The 17,551-nt window shown below is 37.4% G+C and carries 14 protein-coding genes; 10 read left to right on the top strand and 4 right to left on the bottom strand.

Annotation, left to right across the window (positions count from 1 at the left end; all coding sequences use genetic code 11):
• Positions 1-202 precede the first annotated feature (202 nt).
• Positions 203-763, bottom strand: coding sequence for a hypothetical protein (locus FC81_RS10125; protein ID WP_057746534.1), 561 nt, complete (start codon positions 761-763; stop codon positions 203-205).
• A 227-nt stretch (positions 764-990) separates the two neighbouring features.
• On the opposite strand from FC81_RS10125, the gene FC81_RS10120 reads away from it, so the two are divergent.
• The gene (locus FC81_RS10120; protein ID WP_057746531.1) at positions 991-1,494 is read left to right on the top strand and encodes a phosphatidylglycerophosphatase A family protein; all 504 of its coding nucleotides are present in this window, start codon (positions 991-993) and stop codon (positions 1,492-1,494) included.
• A gap of 127 nt (positions 1,495-1,621) precedes the next feature.
• Here FC81_RS10120 and FC81_RS10115 read toward each other — a convergent pair whose 3' ends face one another.
• From FC81_RS10115 to FC81_RS10105, 3 genes are all read right to left on the bottom strand, one after another.
• Positions 1,622-4,396, bottom strand: a complete 2,775-nt coding sequence (locus tag FC81_RS10115; protein WP_057746528.1) for a LysM peptidoglycan-binding domain-containing protein — start codon at positions 4,394-4,396, stop codon at positions 1,622-1,624.
• 143 nt (positions 4,397-4,539) lie between these two features.
• Positions 4,540-4,785, bottom strand: a complete 246-nt coding sequence (locus tag FC81_RS10110; RefSeq protein ID WP_057746525.1) for a hypothetical protein — start codon at positions 4,783-4,785, stop codon at positions 4,540-4,542.
• Between the two features lie 172 nt (positions 4,786-4,957).
• Positions 4,958-5,503 (bottom strand): NADPH-dependent FMN reductase, encoded by a 546-nt coding sequence (locus FC81_RS10105; RefSeq protein ID WP_057746523.1) that lies wholly within the window; start codon positions 5,501-5,503, stop codon positions 4,958-4,960.
• A gap of 144 nt (positions 5,504-5,647) precedes the next feature.
• Between FC81_RS10105 and FC81_RS10100 the strand changes: the two genes are divergently transcribed.
• The 9 genes from FC81_RS10100 (at position 5,648) to FC81_RS10060 (ending at position 17,386) form a co-directional block, all read left to right on the top strand.
• On the top strand, positions 5,648-6,586 hold the full coding sequence (locus FC81_RS10100) for a GH25 family lysozyme (RefSeq protein ID WP_057746521.1): 939 nt from the start codon (positions 5,648-5,650) through the stop codon (positions 6,584-6,586).
• A gap of 471 nt (positions 6,587-7,057) precedes the next feature.
• Entirely contained in the window at positions 7,058-8,599 is a 1,542-nt protein-coding gene (locus FC81_RS10095; RefSeq protein WP_235804681.1) for an FAD-dependent oxidoreductase, read from the top strand.
• Positions 8,600-8,773: 174 nt separating this feature from the next.
• Positions 8,774-9,355, top strand: a complete 582-nt coding sequence (locus tag FC81_RS10090) for an LOG family protein (protein ID WP_057746518.1) — start codon at positions 8,774-8,776, stop codon at positions 9,353-9,355.
• Positions 9,356-9,512: 157 nt separating this feature from the next.
• Positions 9,513-9,968 carry a hypothetical protein gene (locus tag FC81_RS10085; protein ID WP_057746515.1) on the top strand — a complete coding sequence of 152 codons (456 nt, stop codon included), beginning with the start codon at positions 9,513-9,515 and terminating at the stop codon, positions 9,966-9,968.
• Positions 9,969-10,445: 477 nt separating this feature from the next.
• The gene (locus FC81_RS10080) at positions 10,446-13,532 is read left to right on the top strand and encodes a GH25 family lysozyme (RefSeq protein ID WP_057746513.1); all 3,087 of its coding nucleotides are present in this window, start codon (positions 10,446-10,448) and stop codon (positions 13,530-13,532) included.
• A gap of 241 nt (positions 13,533-13,773) precedes the next feature.
• Positions 13,774-14,151, top strand: a complete 378-nt coding sequence (locus FC81_RS10075) for a DUF1304 domain-containing protein (protein WP_057746510.1) — start codon at positions 13,774-13,776, stop codon at positions 14,149-14,151.
• Positions 14,152-14,696: 545 nt separating this feature from the next.
• Complete coding sequence (gene nrdF, locus FC81_RS10070) at positions 14,697-15,815, top strand: class 1b ribonucleoside-diphosphate reductase subunit beta (RefSeq protein ID WP_083478819.1); 1,119 nt, start codon at positions 14,697-14,699, stop codon at positions 15,813-15,815.
• A gap of 67 nt (positions 15,816-15,882) precedes the next feature.
• Positions 15,883-16,389, top strand: a complete 507-nt coding sequence (locus tag FC81_RS10065) for a class Ib ribonucleoside-diphosphate reductase assembly flavoprotein NrdI (RefSeq protein ID WP_057746508.1) — start codon at positions 15,883-15,885, stop codon at positions 16,387-16,389.
• Between the two features lie 49 nt (positions 16,390-16,438).
• Positions 16,439-17,386: an L-lactate dehydrogenase gene (locus FC81_RS10060; RefSeq protein ID WP_235804680.1), complete on the top strand. Its 948-nt coding sequence runs from the start codon at positions 16,439-16,441 to the stop codon at positions 17,384-17,386.
• Positions 17,387-17,551 lie beyond the last annotated feature (165 nt).

The raw sequence follows: 17,551 nt of genomic DNA, 5'->3' as shown, positions 1-17,551 counted from the left end.
TTTTTACAAAAAATCTGGCATTGATGATTTCCATCAATACCAGAAAGTTTAGACCCGGATAAATTAAGTGAGGGAAAATAGTACTTTATTCGTGCTATTTTTTTGTTTATAATTTGTAAATTCTTACTTTAACTTATGTCTTATAAAAAAAGACGCTGCCAAAACCGCAGCGTCAAAACCATCATTAATACAAAAAACCAGCTTATTCAGCTATCGCCGCAATACCACCATCAGCAATTTCATTTTCATCATCAGAATATTCATCACCAACGTTAATACGAGGTTTCGTAATCGTTATTTTATGATTTGAAATAAGAATAAAACGACCTGTTTTGGATGTCTTGGGCTGTAGTTTCTTTTCACCAGCCAGAGTATCAAAACCATAACCACTGGCACTGCCATCATCGGAGTAATCTTTTCCTGAATCATCAATAATAGAGTTAAGTGAATAGGAAAGGTCAACTGGCTCTTTACCCAGATTGCGTAATTCATAATAGACAGTCGTACGATAATATTCTTTTTTCAGATTATCTTGATCGTCCATGTTTTCTTCAGCATCAGTATAATTAACTTCTTTATTTTTAACCTTCTCATTTTTAATTTTAGAGAAACTAAACTTTAAAGCCCCAACGGTATTGGTTGATTTATTTACTTTAACGACTAAAAAATTTTTCTTCTTAGTGTTTTTGGCATTAGCTGTAGTACCGACTGAGAGTGATAAAAGAGCTACGGTAGCTGCGATAATAAAAAATGTTTTGTGCATAAATTCCTCCATGTAAAAACTTAATTTTTTCTTAATAAATTAATATTAGCGTATTATATTTTTAAGTAAAGGTATTTTGTGGATCTTTAATTAGGTAATTTAGATGATGCCTTTGAAAAAATATCTTCAACTTAAGGCTATTGCTTTTTCACTAATTTTAACTAATAATGGTGATGAGTTACTTGTTTGAAAGAGAATTGTTTTGAACAGGGAAGGGGTATAAATAAATGAATGATCCAGAATTTAAATTTCCAGATAAAGCATCTTATAAGTTTGTGACTAATTATTTTTCAGCAAAGGGAGTTGAAGCAGAAGACATTGCTGCGATTACTTTCAATATTCAACGCCATTATCTTCCGGACTTAAAACCTGAAGAAGCTAAGGCTGCGGTTATTGCTGTCCTACATAAACGAGAAGTTTTAAGCAATGCTATGGTCGGGATCGTACTAGATCAACTAGCAGCTAAAAAACAATTACCTGAACCTTTACAGAGTATTATTGCTAACGATAGCGGAGTCTTCGGTGTTGATGAACTACTGGCAGAAGGTGGGATCTCCGGCATTTATGGTAAGATCGCGACCACCAACTTTGGTTATCTGGATAAGGAAAAACGAGGGATCATAAAGAAACTAGATACAGCAACTGACGGTAGCGTTAATACCTTTTTAGATGATATTATCGCGGCGGTTGCAGCAGCGGCGGGCGCTAAAATAGCCCATGCACATGCATAATAAGATATTTGTTTAACTAGTTTTTTTATAAATATCTGGAATATATCTACATAAAAAAAGAGTGAATTGATCGTTAACTTCAATCAATTCGCTCTTTTTTGTGTTTAAGCAATAAATGCTAACTAATTTAAACTCTTATCTCTTGTCCGACTGAAAGATAGTTAGCATCGCTAATACCATTAGCAGCAACTAACTTGCTGACAGTAGTATTATACCTCGCTGCAATAGCGCTCAAGGTATCGCCGGCTTTTACAGCATAGGAAACACCGTTGCTTTTGGCAACATTATTTTGATTGGTGTTAGTAGCAACAGCGGTTGAACCAGTAACAGCAAGTTTCTGTCCAACATATAGATAGTTAGGGTCGCTGATCTTATTTGACGCAGCTAAGGAACTAACAGAAGTACTGAAGGTTCTAGCGATTGAACTCAATGAATCACCTGACTTAACAGTATAAGTTCCACTAACTGAAACTGATTTAGCTGCTGTATTAGTCGAGCTATTTGCAGTAGTTGTTTGGACAGGACTTGTAACAGCTAGGCTTTGTCCAACATAGATATAGTTGGGATTACTGATTTTATTCAATGAAGCCAAGGAACTAATAGAAGTACTGAAAGTTCTAGCGATTGAACTTAGTGAATCGCCTGATTTAACAGTATAGGTTCCGTTGGTTACAGTTGCTGACGTATGTTTGGTCGAACTAGCCGAACTCGAATTGGCAGCAGCACTTGCAAGTTGCAAGATTTGACCTATATAGATGTAATTAGGATTACTGATCCTATTTAGCGAAGCAAGGTTACTGATAGTCGTATTATGTGTTCTAGCGATTGAACTTAATGAGTCACCTGACTTAACAGTATAGGTTTCATTGCTACTTTGTTTAGCGCTGTTGGTCGTACCAGAGTTGCTCGTTGAATTTGTAAGCCGTAATTTTTGCCCAACGTAGATATAGTTAGGGTTACTGATATGATTCAACGAAGCTAGTGTATTAACGGTCGTACTATGTGTTGTAGCAATCATACTTAACGTATCACCTGATTTAACGAAGTAGATATCCTCATTAGTCGCTGCATCAGAATTAGATGTATTTGAGCTTGGAACAACAGCCTTAATAACCAGCAAGTTTTGCCCAACATAGATAAAGTTAGCATTACTAATATTATTTAAAGCAACGACCTTATGAACAGTTGTGCTGTAGTTGTTGGCAATCCTAGTTAAAGTGTCGCCTGACTTAACCGTGTAATAAACGTCGGCCGTGGAACCTGTACTATGTGAAGTATTAGTTGTTGATGAACCATTAGCACCAGTATCAATGGTGACACCAGTATCTTTAAACGCTAACTTATCCCATGTATTTAAGCCATAGGTTGAGATAATCGAATTTAGCTTGGATGTATAGCTGATATCAGTTGCATAACCATCTTGATAAATCTTTTGTGCGGCTGAACTTGAATTCTTCTCACCGATCAAATTACTGTAGCGCGAATTATCAGCTAATAACTTGGCGTGGTCGATAATACTCTCACTATCACTATCATATGCTCTGAAAGTTGCATAAACAGTATGATAACTGCCGCTGTAATATTCAAGTGTTGAAAGAGTAACTGTCTTTCCTGTCCAAGAGCTTCCTGCTTTGATCCCAAATAGATTATGGTATTTAGCAGATAACCCGGAGGTTCCCCAGCCACTTTCGAGAACTGCTTGCGCAGCTGTTAGTGAAGGGAGAACTTTATATTTAGTCCAACTTTCAACTGAGCCTGCAAGAATCTGGTTTAAGAAATTAGCAACCTTGGTGTTATAAGCAGCATTATTACCATTTTTAATGGCATTTAAACTAGCTGTTAACTGAGCCTGGAGAGCTGCTTCAGTTGTTTGAGTTGAACTAACTGTCGCTGCCTTAGGGGTAACCGTGACAGCAGCTTTTTTAACAGTTGAATTTGTTTTCTCAGGTGTACTTTGTTTAGCTGCTTGCACAGTAGTTGTGGCACTTTTTTCCTTTAAGTTACTTGTTTCATTGGAGCTTGTTGCTTTCTGGACGGAACTAGAGCTGGCTTCCTTGGAAGAAGAAACAGCTGCTTTCTTATCAGAGCTGACTTTTTCACTAGAACTAGCAGCCTTAGTACTTGTTGAAGTGTTACCAGCTGTCTCTTTGACTGAACTAGAGCTAGCAACTACCTTATCGGAAGAAGCAGTTGCTTTATCAGAACTGACTTTTTCACTAGAGCTAACAGCCTTAGTACTTGTTGAAGTGTCGTCAGCTGTTTCTTTGACTGAACTGGAGCTGACAGCTTCCTTATTAGAAGAAGCAACTGTTTTGGCAGAGCTACTTACTTCGCTAGAGCTGATGGCTTCTTTAGCAGAACTGGTCTCAGCTTTTTGAGCAGCAGCGGTTGTCGGAGCAGCTACTTTAGTTGTACTTGCCTTACTGGTATTTTCAGCTTGGCTACTTGTTGAGCTAGCTGTACTGCTACTATTTTTAACTGAACTTGAACTAACAGCCTTGGCAGAGCTGCTTGTCGATGAAACTTTACTTGAACTATTTAACTCGCTTGAACTAGTAGCTTCAGTACTTGATGATGAGGAACTAGCTGTTTCTTTAGTAGAACTAGCGGTACTTGAAGAAGAGCTAGTAGTGCTTGAAGAAGAACTAGTAGTATCTGGTGTTTCATCGTCCTTTGAACTTGATGAACCAGTCAAGGTTACTATTTTTGGAGATGAAGTGTCATCTTTGACGGCAACCTGTTTATCAGCCGCATTTTTTTGAGTTTGGCTTGCAAGTACTTCTGATGCTGGCCGCAACTGTATTCCAGCGGCAAAAGAGGAGACTGCAATTGTGCTAAATAACCAATATCTTCCAGCTTTGTACATCTTGTAGTGCAATTTATCCTCGTTTTGTTTATGCATAAAACTTTAACCCCCCATATTATTGTTAATTAAAAACCCTTAAAAATTTATAATAGCATAGCTGTAAGTTTATAACTTAGTAAATGACAAATGTAAACTTAATGTAATATCATCGTGGTAACAACTATCTTAAGTAACTTGCTTTATCTGACGATTCGATTGCCGAGATTTAAATACTGTTCCTCAATGTGATGCATAAAGGTTACTGCGTTTTGGCGAGAGCTATTATAAAGATCAAGCTCACTTAAGAAATCAATAAAGGCCTTGGACTTCAGCCGATACTCGCGTTGTTCCTCCGTAAGAGTGTCCTTTTTTAGTATTTGATGGTTATTAACGTCTGTAAACAATTCAAAGTGCTGAACACTTGCAACGAGCTCATAACTGGACATTTAGCTTCTCCTTTCCTGTTAGTAGAATCCGACACCCATGACCCTATTCTATGGTATGTAGGTAAAAGTTGAAAGTAAAAAGATTAATTAAATCTAAAGAAAAGAACTTTTAGTATAAAAAAAGCTTGAAGAAGCAAAATAACTTCTCTAAGCTTTTTTTGAAATTAGGTACTTAAAATAGTTTTTGCGCAAATTCACTGAATTTATAGCCACTATCAGCTAAAAATTTTTTTGTTCCTTCATTGATGATTGACCCGTGATCATCGGCCAATTTATTAGAACTACCAATATATAGTTCTGGTTGTTGCATAGTGGGCATATCTAAAAAGACTAGTGACTGGCGTAAAACATGGTTTGCAAGTACACCAGAAATCCCGGAGATCGACTGGGAAGCAACAAGTGCTGGTTTTCCTGCCCACATATTCTGTCCCCAAGGACGCGAAGCAACATCCAGCGCATTCTTTAATGCTGCAGAAATACTACGATTATGCTCAGGTGTAACGAAAATAATTGCATCTTGTGCCGCAACCTCTTGCCGGAATACAGTATATTCTGTTGGAGAATCTGCATCGTAATCCTGATTGTAGAGAGGCAGTGAAGCAATATCCAGATAAGTGACCTTTGCATCTGCAGGTAAACCAGCAACAATTGCATCAGCAACACCCTTAGAAAAAGAGTTTTTGCGGATTGAGCCTACAACGACACCATATTTAGCCATAAAAGATCATTCCTTTCCAATTACCTATAATAATTAAATTGTATCACTGAAATCGCTTTTTTGAAATTATTTGACTTACAATGACATCTTACGAGTATATAACGTTATTAGGGAAGGATGGGGCCAAAATAAGGAGGAATTTTAATGGTAAAGTACTGTGAGTTGGTGGCTGATATCGCAAGTTATCAACCAGATACGCTATCTTTTTTTCATGTTTTACGTACTAAAGGTGTTCGAGCTGTAATTGTAAAATTAACGGAGGGGAGCGCAAATGGAAGTGCTTATATAAATCCTAAGGCGGCTAACCAGATTAAGTCTGCGCGCCAAGCTGGGCTGCTAGTACATGCGTATCATTATGCGAAGTTTAGAGGCAAACAGGATGCACATAATGAAGCTGACTGGTTTGTACAGCATGCTCGTAAATTACAAATTAAAACTAACTCAGTGTTAGCACTCGATATGGAAGATGAAGTGAATGCTAATCCGGCGACATTAGATGCTAACGCGTTTTTACAACGAGTCAAAGCTGCTGGCTATCCGCATGTTGATATTTACTCGATGGCAAGTTGGTTTTGGACTAACAGGTTAAATCCACAGCAACTAATTGCTAAAAACTTGTGGGTCGCTAATTATGGTGTTGCTGAGCCCGGAGTGAAAAATGTTGGTTTGTGGCAGTATACAAGTGCTTTTGTGGCTGATGGAGTTAAACTGGATATGAATTATGATTTTAACGGTTTTTATACCAAACCACTAACAGCACCACAAGTAAATGTTCTGAATAAGGACCAAGCGGTCAGTTTTATAGATAATCTAGGGCATAAATGGTTTTTCCAGCAAGGGTGTTTTATAACCCAATCACCAATCAAACTACGATGGGGGGCTAAAACAACCAGTGGAATTATTGCGATCTTAACGACTGGTGTAGTTATCAATTATGATGCATATTCATTTCATGATGGTTACGTGTGGTTGCGCCAGCCACGAGCAAATAACAGTTTTGGTTATCTGGCTAGTGGCGAAGAATGTGGTGGGAGAAGAATTAGTATTTGGGGGAGTTTTAAACAATTACAGCCGCTAAGTTGATTGGTTTTTTTGAAAGAAAAACTAAATATTATTTAATTAAAGCGCTTGCGAAAACGGAAAAATAATGTATAATACAGAGTGTAAGGGGTTATAGCAAACGCTATAATCGAAAGCTTAACATCATGCACTTGTGGTAGTTAGGCAAATAAGCCGGTGTGAGCCGGTCAGAAAAGAGGTTAGAGTTTGACTATCCCTTATTTAATGAAACAGCCCAATGAGATAATTAACGAAATTGTCAAAGGTTCTAACAAAGTTTAAAGTTGTTAACGACAAAAGTTAATTAAATTAACAAGACAGAGTAAACGGAAAGAGCCAGAGACTTTATCTTGTCGGGCTGTTTTTTTTACACTAAAAAGTTTATTGACTAATATATTATTAATTCATGAGAAAGCAAAAAAGATTTATCATTTTAGGCTGATTATGCTCACTTCTTCACTTAGAATGTAGTTAAAGTTAAAGGAGGCGTTTTCATTGGGAAGCAAAATTAAATTTTCAACTTATAACAAATCACAAAATTATGATATTAAAGAGATTATTAACACCGGGATTTTAGTTGTGGGGGCAGGCAATGCAGGCATGATGGCTGCTGCCGCGGCGGCAGAAGATGGTGCGGAAATATTATTAATTGAAAAAGAGGCGACAATTAACTTAATGCGGCTCAGCATAGGTGGTGTTGATACGAATGCCCAAAAAAGAGCAGGTATAAAAATAAATAAATATGATCTAGTTGAATACCTAGCTGCCTTTGCACAGCATAATGTTGATGAGGGTTTAATTTACCACTGGGTCAATAATAGTGCGGAAGCTGTTAACTGGTTAGAAGATAATATTTTAGAACCGCATGGAGCACATTTGCGTCCGGAACCAGATGCAAGTGTTTCTAATCCAATCTATAAGGCATTCCCTACACAAAATGACGCTACGGCGGATGATAAAACATTTGCTTCTTATGGTAAATGGTTTCAAGCAAAGGTTGAAGAACTAGGCGTTAAATTACAATTTAACACTGGTTTAGTTGAACTGATCAAAGAAAATGGTGAGGTAACTGGTGCAATTGTTGAGGATACCAAGACCAATGAATATTTTCGGATCAATGCTTCAAAAGGCGTTATTTTATGTACAGGTGGTTATTCAGCAAATAAAGAATTGCTTTCAGAGTGGAATCCACTTGCGCTTAAGAAAAATATTTTCAATGACAGTCCCCGTAATGATGGTGCGGGAATTATGTCTGCATTGAACATAGGCGCAATTAAAGATGAAATGCCAGCTGGTTGTGTTTTTGATCGTGGGTTGGCTCCTGTGGGGACGAAGACCGAGGAGATGTATGTCCAAACAGATCGCTATGCGGACTGGCTGTGGTTAGCTAGTCATCCTCTTTTAAAGGTCAACTTACGTGGTGAACGTTTCGCAAATGAATCAACACCATATGAATTTATTGTTAATGCTGCTAGCAAGCAACCGGGATACTTATATGCAATGATTTGGGATGCTGATTTTGGAAAATATGCTGCTCAATTCCATACACTCGGATGTGCACGGGTTGGCTTCCCAGGATATATGGCAAGCGCTGAGAAACTCGTTGAAGATACTGAACAATATGTTGCTAAGGGACTCATTGTTAAAGCTGACACCCTGGAAGAACTTGCTGAAAAAATGCAGTTACCGCTTGATAATCTGAAAAAAACGGTTGCACGTACAAACGAACTGGCGGCTAAGGGAGTCGATGAGGATTTCGGAAAAGAAGCGTATCGTCTGACACCTATGAAGAAGGCACCATATTACGGCTGTACTTTAGGTGGAAGATTATTATGTACCTTTGACGGTCTGCGTATCAATAAGAAGATGGAAGTTCTTAATAAGAAGTATGAACCAATTAAACATTTATATGCAGCTGGCAATGATAGCGGTGGTTTCTTCTGTGGTAGTTATCCAGACCGTGTACCAGGAACAGCGGCTAGTCATGCACAGACTTTTGGACGCTTAGCTGGGAAACAAGCAGCACATAATGATTAAGACGATTGAGGCACAATAATTTAAATTAAAATGGTAAAGGATTATAAAAGTATTCAGGATGCATAATTAAAAAAGGAGCGGTCGTACTTAGACTACTCCCTTTTTTGTAGAGAAAAATGTGCTAAAATAACAAAAGATTTGTATTTGATTATTCCAAGCAAGGAGAGAGAAGATATGAAAAAGATAGCTGTCTATTGCGGAGCTTCAACTGGAAATAGTCCGGCATTCGCAAAAGCTGCACGTGAGTTGGGAGATTATCTGGCACGACATAAACTCGAATTGGTTTATGGTGGTGGTGGAGTGGGGTTGATGGGAATACTGGCTAATCAGGTACTTGCTGCTGGTGGTAAAGTCCATGGAGTAATGCCGCAAGAGCTAGTTGAACGCGGTGCTGCGTTCGCGAAATTAACAGATTTAAAGATCGTCCCTAATATGTCAATTAGAAAACAAACGATGTTAGCAATTTCAGATGGCAGTATCGCACTCCCAGGTGGGCCTGGGACACTTGAAGAGATTATTGAAGCTTTCTCATGGGCAAGGTTGGGGGATAATCTGAATCCATGTGTTTTTTATAATGTTGCTGGATACTATGATCCTTTAAAGAAAATGTTTGATGAAATGACAGCTAAAGGATTTCTGACGACAGCAGATCGAGCTAAATTACTTTTTTCAAAATCATTGACTGAAATCTTTACCTTTATGGCCAGCTACGTTCCGCCTCAGATCAGAACTTATCCTGAAGTAGGCAATATGTGACTTAAGAAATAAACTGATACATAGTGGGAAACATATCTTAAGGTTACCCATTTGGGCTGATTTAATATGTGGAGACAAGTCCTTTTCGAAAGCTTGCTGCAATAACCATGGTAAAATAAGTGTGAGAACGGTTATTGCTTTTGGAAGGGGGATAATCATGCCACAAATGATGACTGATAAAAAATTATTTACAACTTTAAAGAAAATTAAAATGAATTATGCAGAACAGCAACTGCCATTAAGCGAAGTAACCAAAGACACTTGGCCGCTATTAAAAAGCAGCCTTTACTTTGATAAGGTAAAGGAACGGTATATTATGTATATCTCAACTCATGATAATTGGCGAGGAGGACAAGTTGAGGCAGACTGGATTGCCTGCAGTACGACGGAAATCAACGCCTTCTTTGGGCGTGAAGTAACTGCCGTAACGCCCCTTATTCTAGTTGAGGATGTTGCGGTCAAAATCAAGCCATTTCTAGACAGTAGAGTGATGGATAATGAACTAGTTGGGATCAAACTACAGTCAAGAAAAAGTATCTTGATACTTTCTTCATCTGACTTGTTGATTTTACTGCGTTACTTAGAACATTCACCTAAGATTATTCGAAATTAAATTACAAGTTAATTTCTTTTTGATATTCAGAATGAAGCTTTACTTTTATTTCTGTAGTAATAGAATGCTTCAACTTAAAAAAATAAATAATTATACTTTTTAGATTGAATTAACACTTCGTAAGCCTTACCATACTAGAAAGGAATGTGAACTTTTAAATTATCTTTCTCCAAGAGAAACTAATTATCCGGTGTTCACTTCCTCACAACGGCTTTCTTTACTCAGACTCTTCCCTTATATTGCTGAGTAAAGGAGGCTCTTTTTGATGGGCTAATTTATTATTCTTTTTTTGAAATGTATTTCTATTTAGATATTAGTTTATTTAAATAGGGATATTTTTTTGTACGTTTTTTAGAAACACTGATTTAGCAGGATTAATTATAAATGAGATGCTTTTTTAAAGAAAAATTATGTTAAAATAAAACTATGTTTTTATAAAAAAAATACGAGCAATAATTTATTGGAGTGATTATTTAAATGTTAAAGGTTTTTTCGAAGAGGCATTCTGACCTACAAGAATTAAAGCTTGACTCAATTCTTAAAAGTCAACGTCCTGGGATGATGCAGTCTTTTACAACGGGAATCGTGGTTGCAAGTGCATTATTAATCCTTTCCGGGCAAAAGGTCTCTGCTGATACAACTACATCTACAACCGCACCAGCTGAAACGAGTAGTTCGGCTACAGCGGCATCTATTAGTAAGCCGCTTAATGCTGCTGCAACTGTTTCTCAGAAACAAGCTACTGCGAGTTCTGTTCAAACAGATACTAAAGAAACGGCTGCTGTAACAACTAAGGCTGCTCAGACAAGTACTAAGTCACAATCACAAGCTAGTTCTTCTAGCGATAACGATAATAAACAGGCTGTGACAACCAAAACAAGTAGTTCAACAAGTGTTTCCGTAAATAGTGCTGCGACAACATCAACAGCTAAAAAGGCAGTTTCTGCAAGTTCAAGTGAAACGGTAGAATCCACAACACCCGCAACTGTTTCAGAAACACCCACGGCAAATTCAGTTTCGACTACAGCAACTTCACAGAAAGTCTCTGTTGCCGCTAGCCAAACTAATCAACCACAAACGGCTGCTAAGACCGTGAAAGATGCCGTTTCAGTTACAGATCCGGTTACTATTGGTGATAAAAGCAAGCCAACTGTTTCAGCGGTTGATGTCTCTTCTTATCAAGACAAATTAAAAACAGAACATTACCAGAAATTAAAAGAACTTGGTGTCCAAACAGCGATTGTCAAGTTAACAGAGGGTACTGGGTATACGAATGAGTTCGCTTTACAGCAGATACAGAATGCTAATAATGCTGGCCTAAATGTTGATATCTATCATTACGCACTTTTTAATAGTTCTGATAGTGCAAAAAAAGAAGCAGCTTATCTTAACTCAGTATTGACGCTGAATAATATTTCTAAAAAAATGTTAGTTATCGCTGATGTAGAAGATACTAAAACACAAGTTGCTGGAATTGATACATATTTAGAAGATTTCTGGACAGTTCTGAATGCAGCTGGTTATTTAAATCATGGTGTTTATAGCGGCCCAAGCTTTAAATATATTAAGGAAATAGTTGCAACGGTTGGAAAAGAACGAACTTGGATCGCACAGTACCCATACCATCCGTCCGCAGATACAATGTGGAATAAAGATTATGGTGCTTGGCAATTTAGTTCGAATGGTTACATACCTCAAGGAGATCAAAATCTAGAATATGGCCCCCTTGATTTAACGTTTGATTACAATGGTTTTCTAGAAAATAGTGCAGGTTCGAATAGCTTTGCAGTAGCAGCACCACTAGAGAATAACAAGACTAACGACCAAGAAACAAAAACAATTCCTGTAAAAAATAATACTCAAGTTCAGACAGGTCAGCAATATATTGATGGACATTGGTATTTATTTGATAAAAATGGTGTACTGCAAAAAGGCCTACAGCGTATTGCAAATCAGAATAAGACTGTCTATTACAATAATGTGGGGCAGATGCAATATGGCCAACAGCATCTTAATGGCTACTGGTATCTCTTTGATAAAAACACTGGTGCAATGCAGACAGGTTTCAAGTCTATTCCAGAACAAAAGAAAACAGTTTACTATAATGGCGCTGGACAAATGCAATACGGTCAACAACATCTCAACGGTAGTTGGTATCTCTTTGATAAGAATACTGGGGCAATGCAGACAGGTTTCAAGTCTATTCCAGAACAAAAGAAGACAGTTTACTATAATGGTGCCGGACAAATGCAGTACGGTCAACAACATCTCAATGGTAGCTGGTATCTCTTTGATAAAAACACTGGTGCAATGCAGACTGGTTTCAAGTCTATTCCAGAACAAAAGAAGACAGTTTACTATAATGGCGCTGGGCAAATGCAGTATGGTCAACAATACCTCAGTGGTAAATGGTATCTCTTTGATAAAAACACTGGTGCAATGCAGACTGGCCTTAAGTATATTCCAGAACAAAAGAAGACAGTTTACTATAATGGTGCGGGACAGATGCAGTACGGTCAACAATACCTCAGTGGTAAATGGTATCTCTTTGATAAGAATACTGGTGCAATGCAGACTGGCCTTAAGTATATTCCAGAACAAAAGAAGACAGTTTACTATAATGGTGCGGGACAGATGCAGTACGGTCAACAATACCTCAGTGGTAAATGGTATCTCTTTGATAAGAATACTGGGGCAATGCAGACTGGTTTCAAGTCTATTCCAGAACAAAAGAAGACAGTTTACTATAATGGTGCCGGGCAGATGCAGTACGGTCAACAACATCTTAGTGGCAACTGGTATCTCTTTGATCAAAACACTGGGGCAATGCAGACTGGGTTTCGGTATATCGCGAATCAGGGTAAAATAGCATACTATAATAACCAAGGACATATGGTGTATGGTTCACAAGTTATTAATGGTAAACGGTATAACTTTAATAATATGACTGGTGCATTGACTAATATTGATACGATCGGTCTGAAATTAGCAGCATCTTCATTTGCAAACAAAACCTCACAAACAGTTGTTACAGTAGCTAATAGAAGTTCCGCTGCAGTGTATCTTTATACAAAAGATGCAAACGGGATCTGGTTTAAGTCTCTAGCGACTAATGGTTATGTGGGGAGTAATGGTGTTGGAGCTACACGAGAAGGTTGGAGCGTTACACCGCAAGGAGCGTATTCATTAGGGATGGCATTTGGGACACATACCAGTGTAGAGACTTCATTATCTTATCGCCATATTGATAATAATTCTTATTGGATTGAAGATCCAAATGATGGGGCGTATAACACATGGCAAGAACGTTCATGGGCTAATAATAAAAATGAACATTTGGCATCATATTCGACACAGTATGAATATGCAGTGGTTATTAATTACAATACAGCAGCACGGGTAAAGGGAGCTGGTTCTGGGTTCTTCTTGCATGTTGCCAATGGCTACCCGACTGCAGGTTGTGTTTCTGTTCCACGAAATGTCATGGTTCAACTAATGGGAACATTAAAACCAGGGGCATTTATTGTGAATGTCAATAATGTTAACCAAATCTCAAACTACTAGGATTAGTAGATTCTAATAATATGCAAGTTGTAATAAATTAATATTATTAAACTTGTTAAATAAGAATGAGGAAGCTTGCGAATCTGCTTTAGCTTGCCTCATTTTGTTTATTAAAGCAATGTAATAAGTAAAAAGAATAAGGGACTTGTTTAGCTAAAATGAGATATATTATCATAATTCTGTTGAAAAAGTGTCAATAGTGTACAATTAGGATAAGTATCAACTAGGAGAGTATTTGTGAATGGTAAGGATCCTTTCAGATATTACAACGATTATCGTGGCAATCGAAGCTTTAGGAATTATGTGTTTAGAAGTATGGGGAACACAAACGAAGGTAGCCCAGCGAGCTTTTAATTTATCAGCAGAGTATTTGAAACAAGAAGAGGCTCAACTGAGTATGGCAAACCAAGGCTTGTATAATGGATTTATTGGGGTTGGGATCTTAATAGTCCGTTTTGGATTCCCAACAGTAGCTGTTTACCCAGGACTATTACTATTTATTGGTTTTGTAGTCGTTGCGGCAATTTTTGGAGCATTAACCGTTACTAAGAAAATTATTTTGACGCAGGGAATGCCTGCTATGCTCGCATTGATCTTGTTGGTAATAAATGAAATGTAGCAGTTCGAAGAAAGACTTTTAGATAGGCGATAGTCTATAAAAGTAACAACAAACTTGAAGACGTGTTAACATTAGCTTAGAAGCTAAAGCAAATTAATAGGAACGCGATAAACTATGATGACGATTTTATCAGTTATAATATTATTAGTTATACTGGGTGGATTGATATGGCTTACTTTGGGTTGGTTGGTAAGCGGCTTGTTGACGCTCATGGTCTGTTTAGGTGGGATATGCGATATGGTCGCAAGTCTGGCTGGATGGCTGTCTAAAAAAGCACGCACACTCAGTGGTTATTTTAGTTAACCCCCAAACGCTATAATTTCTTAAAACTATTTTGACATTTGGAACCTAGTTCTTTTACGAATTGGGCTCCTTTTATTTACCCTTACAGCTAATAATTAGTGTATAGAAAATGTAAAAATCAAAACTATATATTGTATTAATTCAATTATTATATTACTATATATGGTGTAGTTTTTTTAAAGCTTGCTTTGGATATAAAAATAAATAGCAGGTTTTTAAAATACATAGAAGGAGCGGATGAGATGGAAAACAAAAGAGCTATCAATTGGAACAATATTGCTGATCAAATCGATAAGGCAACGTGGGAGAAACTAACCGAGCAATTTTGGCTTGATACACGAATCCCAGTTTCAAATGATTTGCATGATTGGGCAGAATTAAGCAGCAAGGAGCAATGGTTGGTTGGACATATTTTTGGAGGACTAACAATGCTTGATACAGTTCAATCTGAAGATGGAATGGCTGCTTTGAGTAAGGACGTTCGTACACAGCATGAACGTGCTGTTTTAAATAATATTCAATTTATGGAATCAGTACATGCTAAAAGCTATTCAACTATTTTTTCAACTTTAAATACGATTCCTGAAATCGATGAAATCTTTAATTGGAGCGATACAAACCAGCTACTGCAGAATAAGGCTCAGTGGATTATTGACATTTACCATAATGATCCAGATCCATTGCATAAGAAAGTTGCCAATGTCTTCTTGGAAACATGTCTATTTTATTCAGGTTTTTACACACCACTCTATTATGCTGGTAATAATAAGCTGAATAATGTGGCTGAAATTATCAAGTTGATCTTACGTGATGAATCAGTTCATGGAACATACATTGGTTATAAGTTTCAATTGGGAAATAAAGAACTTACGGAAAATGGGCAACAAAAGCAACGCGATTGGCTTTATAATTTTCTGTATAAATTATATGAAAACGAAGAAAAATATGCTGCATTGCTTTATGATCAGGTAGGCTGGACGGATGAAGTAATGACTTTTGTCCGTTATAATGCTAATAAAGCACTTATGAACTTAGGTGAAGAGCCGTTATTTCCTGAAACGGCAGACGACGTTAACCCAATCGTTATCAACGGAATCTCGACTACAACTGTTAACCATGATTTCTTCTCCCAAGTGGGCAATGGTTATTTAATGGGTAAGGTTGAAGCAATGCAGGATAATGACTATACGATTGGGCTTGATAATAGTTATGATAGTTTATCTGATAAGAGCCGCAAATTTAAGAAGAGTGAAAATAAAATACTAGGTTCGGATGATAAAGGCAAGTTTACGATTGCTAAAGAGTCAGGTGCGGTTGAGATGGAAGATCCTACACTGAAGTCTAAGAAAGATAATAAGTAAAGGGAACTACTACGTTAAGTTTATTTAGTTATTTGAGACAGACGGAATCGTATAAAGGAGTTTTTTGATGACTGATAGCAAACAAAAAGATCCACTTAGAATTTTATTTATTAGTATTGAAGGGAATACCCGCTCTTTTATTCACAAGCTTGCTGAATACGCCGAAGAAGCACACCAGCATGATGAAAGTGTCAGGTTAATCGAAGCCACTGAAGTTTCTGATGCTAGTGGAGAAATCGTTATGAAAGATCCTTTCGTAACTTTCGTTCCAACTTATTTGAGCGGAGGAAATGGGATCCACAACGGTTTTACAGAAATCCTAACTGAAGAATTACATCTGACGTTAGAGGATGATGATAACTATAAAAATTGTTATGGTGTTGTCGGGAGTGGCAATAAAAATTTTAATGCACAGTATGGTTTAACCGCTAAACACTACGCTCATAAATTCAATTTGCCTTTAATCGATCTTTATGAATTACGGGGAACGTCAGCGGATGTTAAACGTGTCTATGAACGCCTAGTTATTTATCAAACTGAGTTTGAAAAGAAGTTAGCTGGTTTAAGGGACTAAACTTAAAGTGACAACAGGTTTTCTAAGAGATTATTTTGAGACAGTACACATGAGAGGAATTAGTTTGATGGAGGAACAGCATAAAGTTGTTTTAGTCGGCAGTGGTGCGGTCGGCACAGCCTTTGCATTTTCATTACTGCAAAATATCACTTCAACCGAATTAATCATTGTTGATATCAATAATGAACGAACACAAGGAAATGTGCTTGATTTGCAAGATATCACGCCTTTGACAGGTACTAACTTTGTTCGTAAAGGTGACTATAATGATGCGGCTGATGCAGATCTTGTAGTAGTTACAGCCGGCGTACCACGCCAACAGGGAGAATCACGATTGGATTTATTTAAGAAGAACACTAGTATTCTTAAGACAATTATTACCCCCGTTGTCGCAAGCGGGTTTAAAGGTTGCTTTGTGACCTCAAGTAATCCGGTCGATGTGCTGACGACTATTACGCAAAAACTCTCAGGCTTTCCAAGAGAAAGAGTAATTGGATCAGGAACTTCGCTGGATAGTGCACGACTAGCTGTTGAATTAGCATTTAAACTAGAGGTCCCTGTCCAAAGTATTAAGAACGCTTATGTTCTAGGGGAGCACGGTGATAGTTCATTTGTAGCTTTATCTAAAACAACTGTTTTAGGAAAGAGACTTACTGAATTTACTGAGATCAATGATCTATATCTACCGAGACTTGAAGAGTCGGTTAGAACTAGAGGGAGTAGAATCATTGCTTTAAAAGGAGCTACTTACTATGGTGTTGCTGTCTGTCTAATGAAGATTTGCAGAGCAATTTTGACAGGTAAGGAAATAAAACTACCGGTTTCTGCTCCGCTAACGGGACAATATGGCCAACAAAACATTTATTTGGGAACACCAGCAATTATTGGTGCTGATGGAATTAAAGAAGTGATCGAGTTACCGTTGTCTTCAGAAGAGAAGACTAAAATGGATCTTTCTGCTAAAAAGATACGGATGATTTTAGATTCATTGAAGTAGGAAACTAACAGCAAAATATTAAAAAGATCTTCTATAGCTTGGCTTTAAAAGCCATAAGTTATAGGAGATCTTTTTTTACTACTGAATTGAGATCGTACTATCTTTTAGCGGCTCTTCGTCAACTGTTGTTGGTGAATCCACTTATAAAAGTTCTAATTACTTTGT

It is taken from the genome of Liquorilactobacillus capillatus DSM 19910, assembly GCF_001434915.1.
GTDB classification, from domain to species: domain Bacteria; phylum Bacillota; class Bacilli; order Lactobacillales; family Lactobacillaceae; genus Liquorilactobacillus; species Liquorilactobacillus capillatus.
This window is presented reverse-complemented; position numbering and strand designations above follow the sequence as displayed.

Excerpts from the sequence above, each read along its gene's own strand:
- FC81_RS10110 (WP_057746525.1), bottom strand. The coding sequence starts at position 4,785 with ATGTCCAGTTATGAGCTCGTTGCAAGTGTTCAGCACTTTGAATTGTTT.
- FC81_RS10065 (WP_057746508.1), top strand. The coding sequence starts at position 15,883 with ATGACTGATAGCAAACAAAAAGATCCACTTAGAATTTTATTTATTAGT.
- FC81_RS10125 (WP_057746534.1), bottom strand. The coding sequence starts at position 763 with ATGCACAAAACATTTTTTATTATCGCAGCTACCGTAGCTCTTTTATCA.
- FC81_RS10100 (WP_057746521.1), top strand. The coding sequence starts at position 5,648 with ATGGTAAAGTACTGTGAGTTGGTGGCTGATATCGCAAGTTATCAACCA.
- FC81_RS10115 (WP_057746528.1), bottom strand. The coding sequence starts at position 4,396 with ATGCATAAACAAAACGAGGATAAATTGCACTACAAGATGTACAAAGCT.
- FC81_RS10075 (WP_057746510.1), top strand. The coding sequence starts at position 13,774 with ATGGTAAGGATCCTTTCAGATATTACAACGATTATCGTGGCAATCGAA.
- FC81_RS10085 (WP_057746515.1), top strand. The coding sequence starts at position 9,513 with ATGCCACAAATGATGACTGATAAAAAATTATTTACAACTTTAAAGAAA.
- FC81_RS10060 (WP_235804680.1), top strand. The coding sequence starts at position 16,439 with ATGAGAGGAATTAGTTTGATGGAGGAACAGCATAAAGTTGTTTTAGTC.
- nrdF (WP_083478819.1), top strand. The coding sequence starts at position 14,697 with ATGGAAAACAAAAGAGCTATCAATTGGAACAATATTGCTGATCAAATC.
- FC81_RS10080 (WP_057746513.1), top strand. The coding sequence starts at position 10,446 with ATGTTAAAGGTTTTTTCGAAGAGGCATTCTGACCTACAAGAATTAAAG.
- FC81_RS10090 (WP_057746518.1), top strand. The coding sequence starts at position 8,774 with ATGAAAAAGATAGCTGTCTATTGCGGAGCTTCAACTGGAAATAGTCCG.
- FC81_RS10105 (WP_057746523.1), bottom strand. The coding sequence starts at position 5,503 with ATGGCTAAATATGGTGTCGTTGTAGGCTCAATCCGCAAAAACTCTTTT.
- FC81_RS10120 (WP_057746531.1), top strand. The coding sequence starts at position 991 with ATGAATGATCCAGAATTTAAATTTCCAGATAAAGCATCTTATAAGTTT.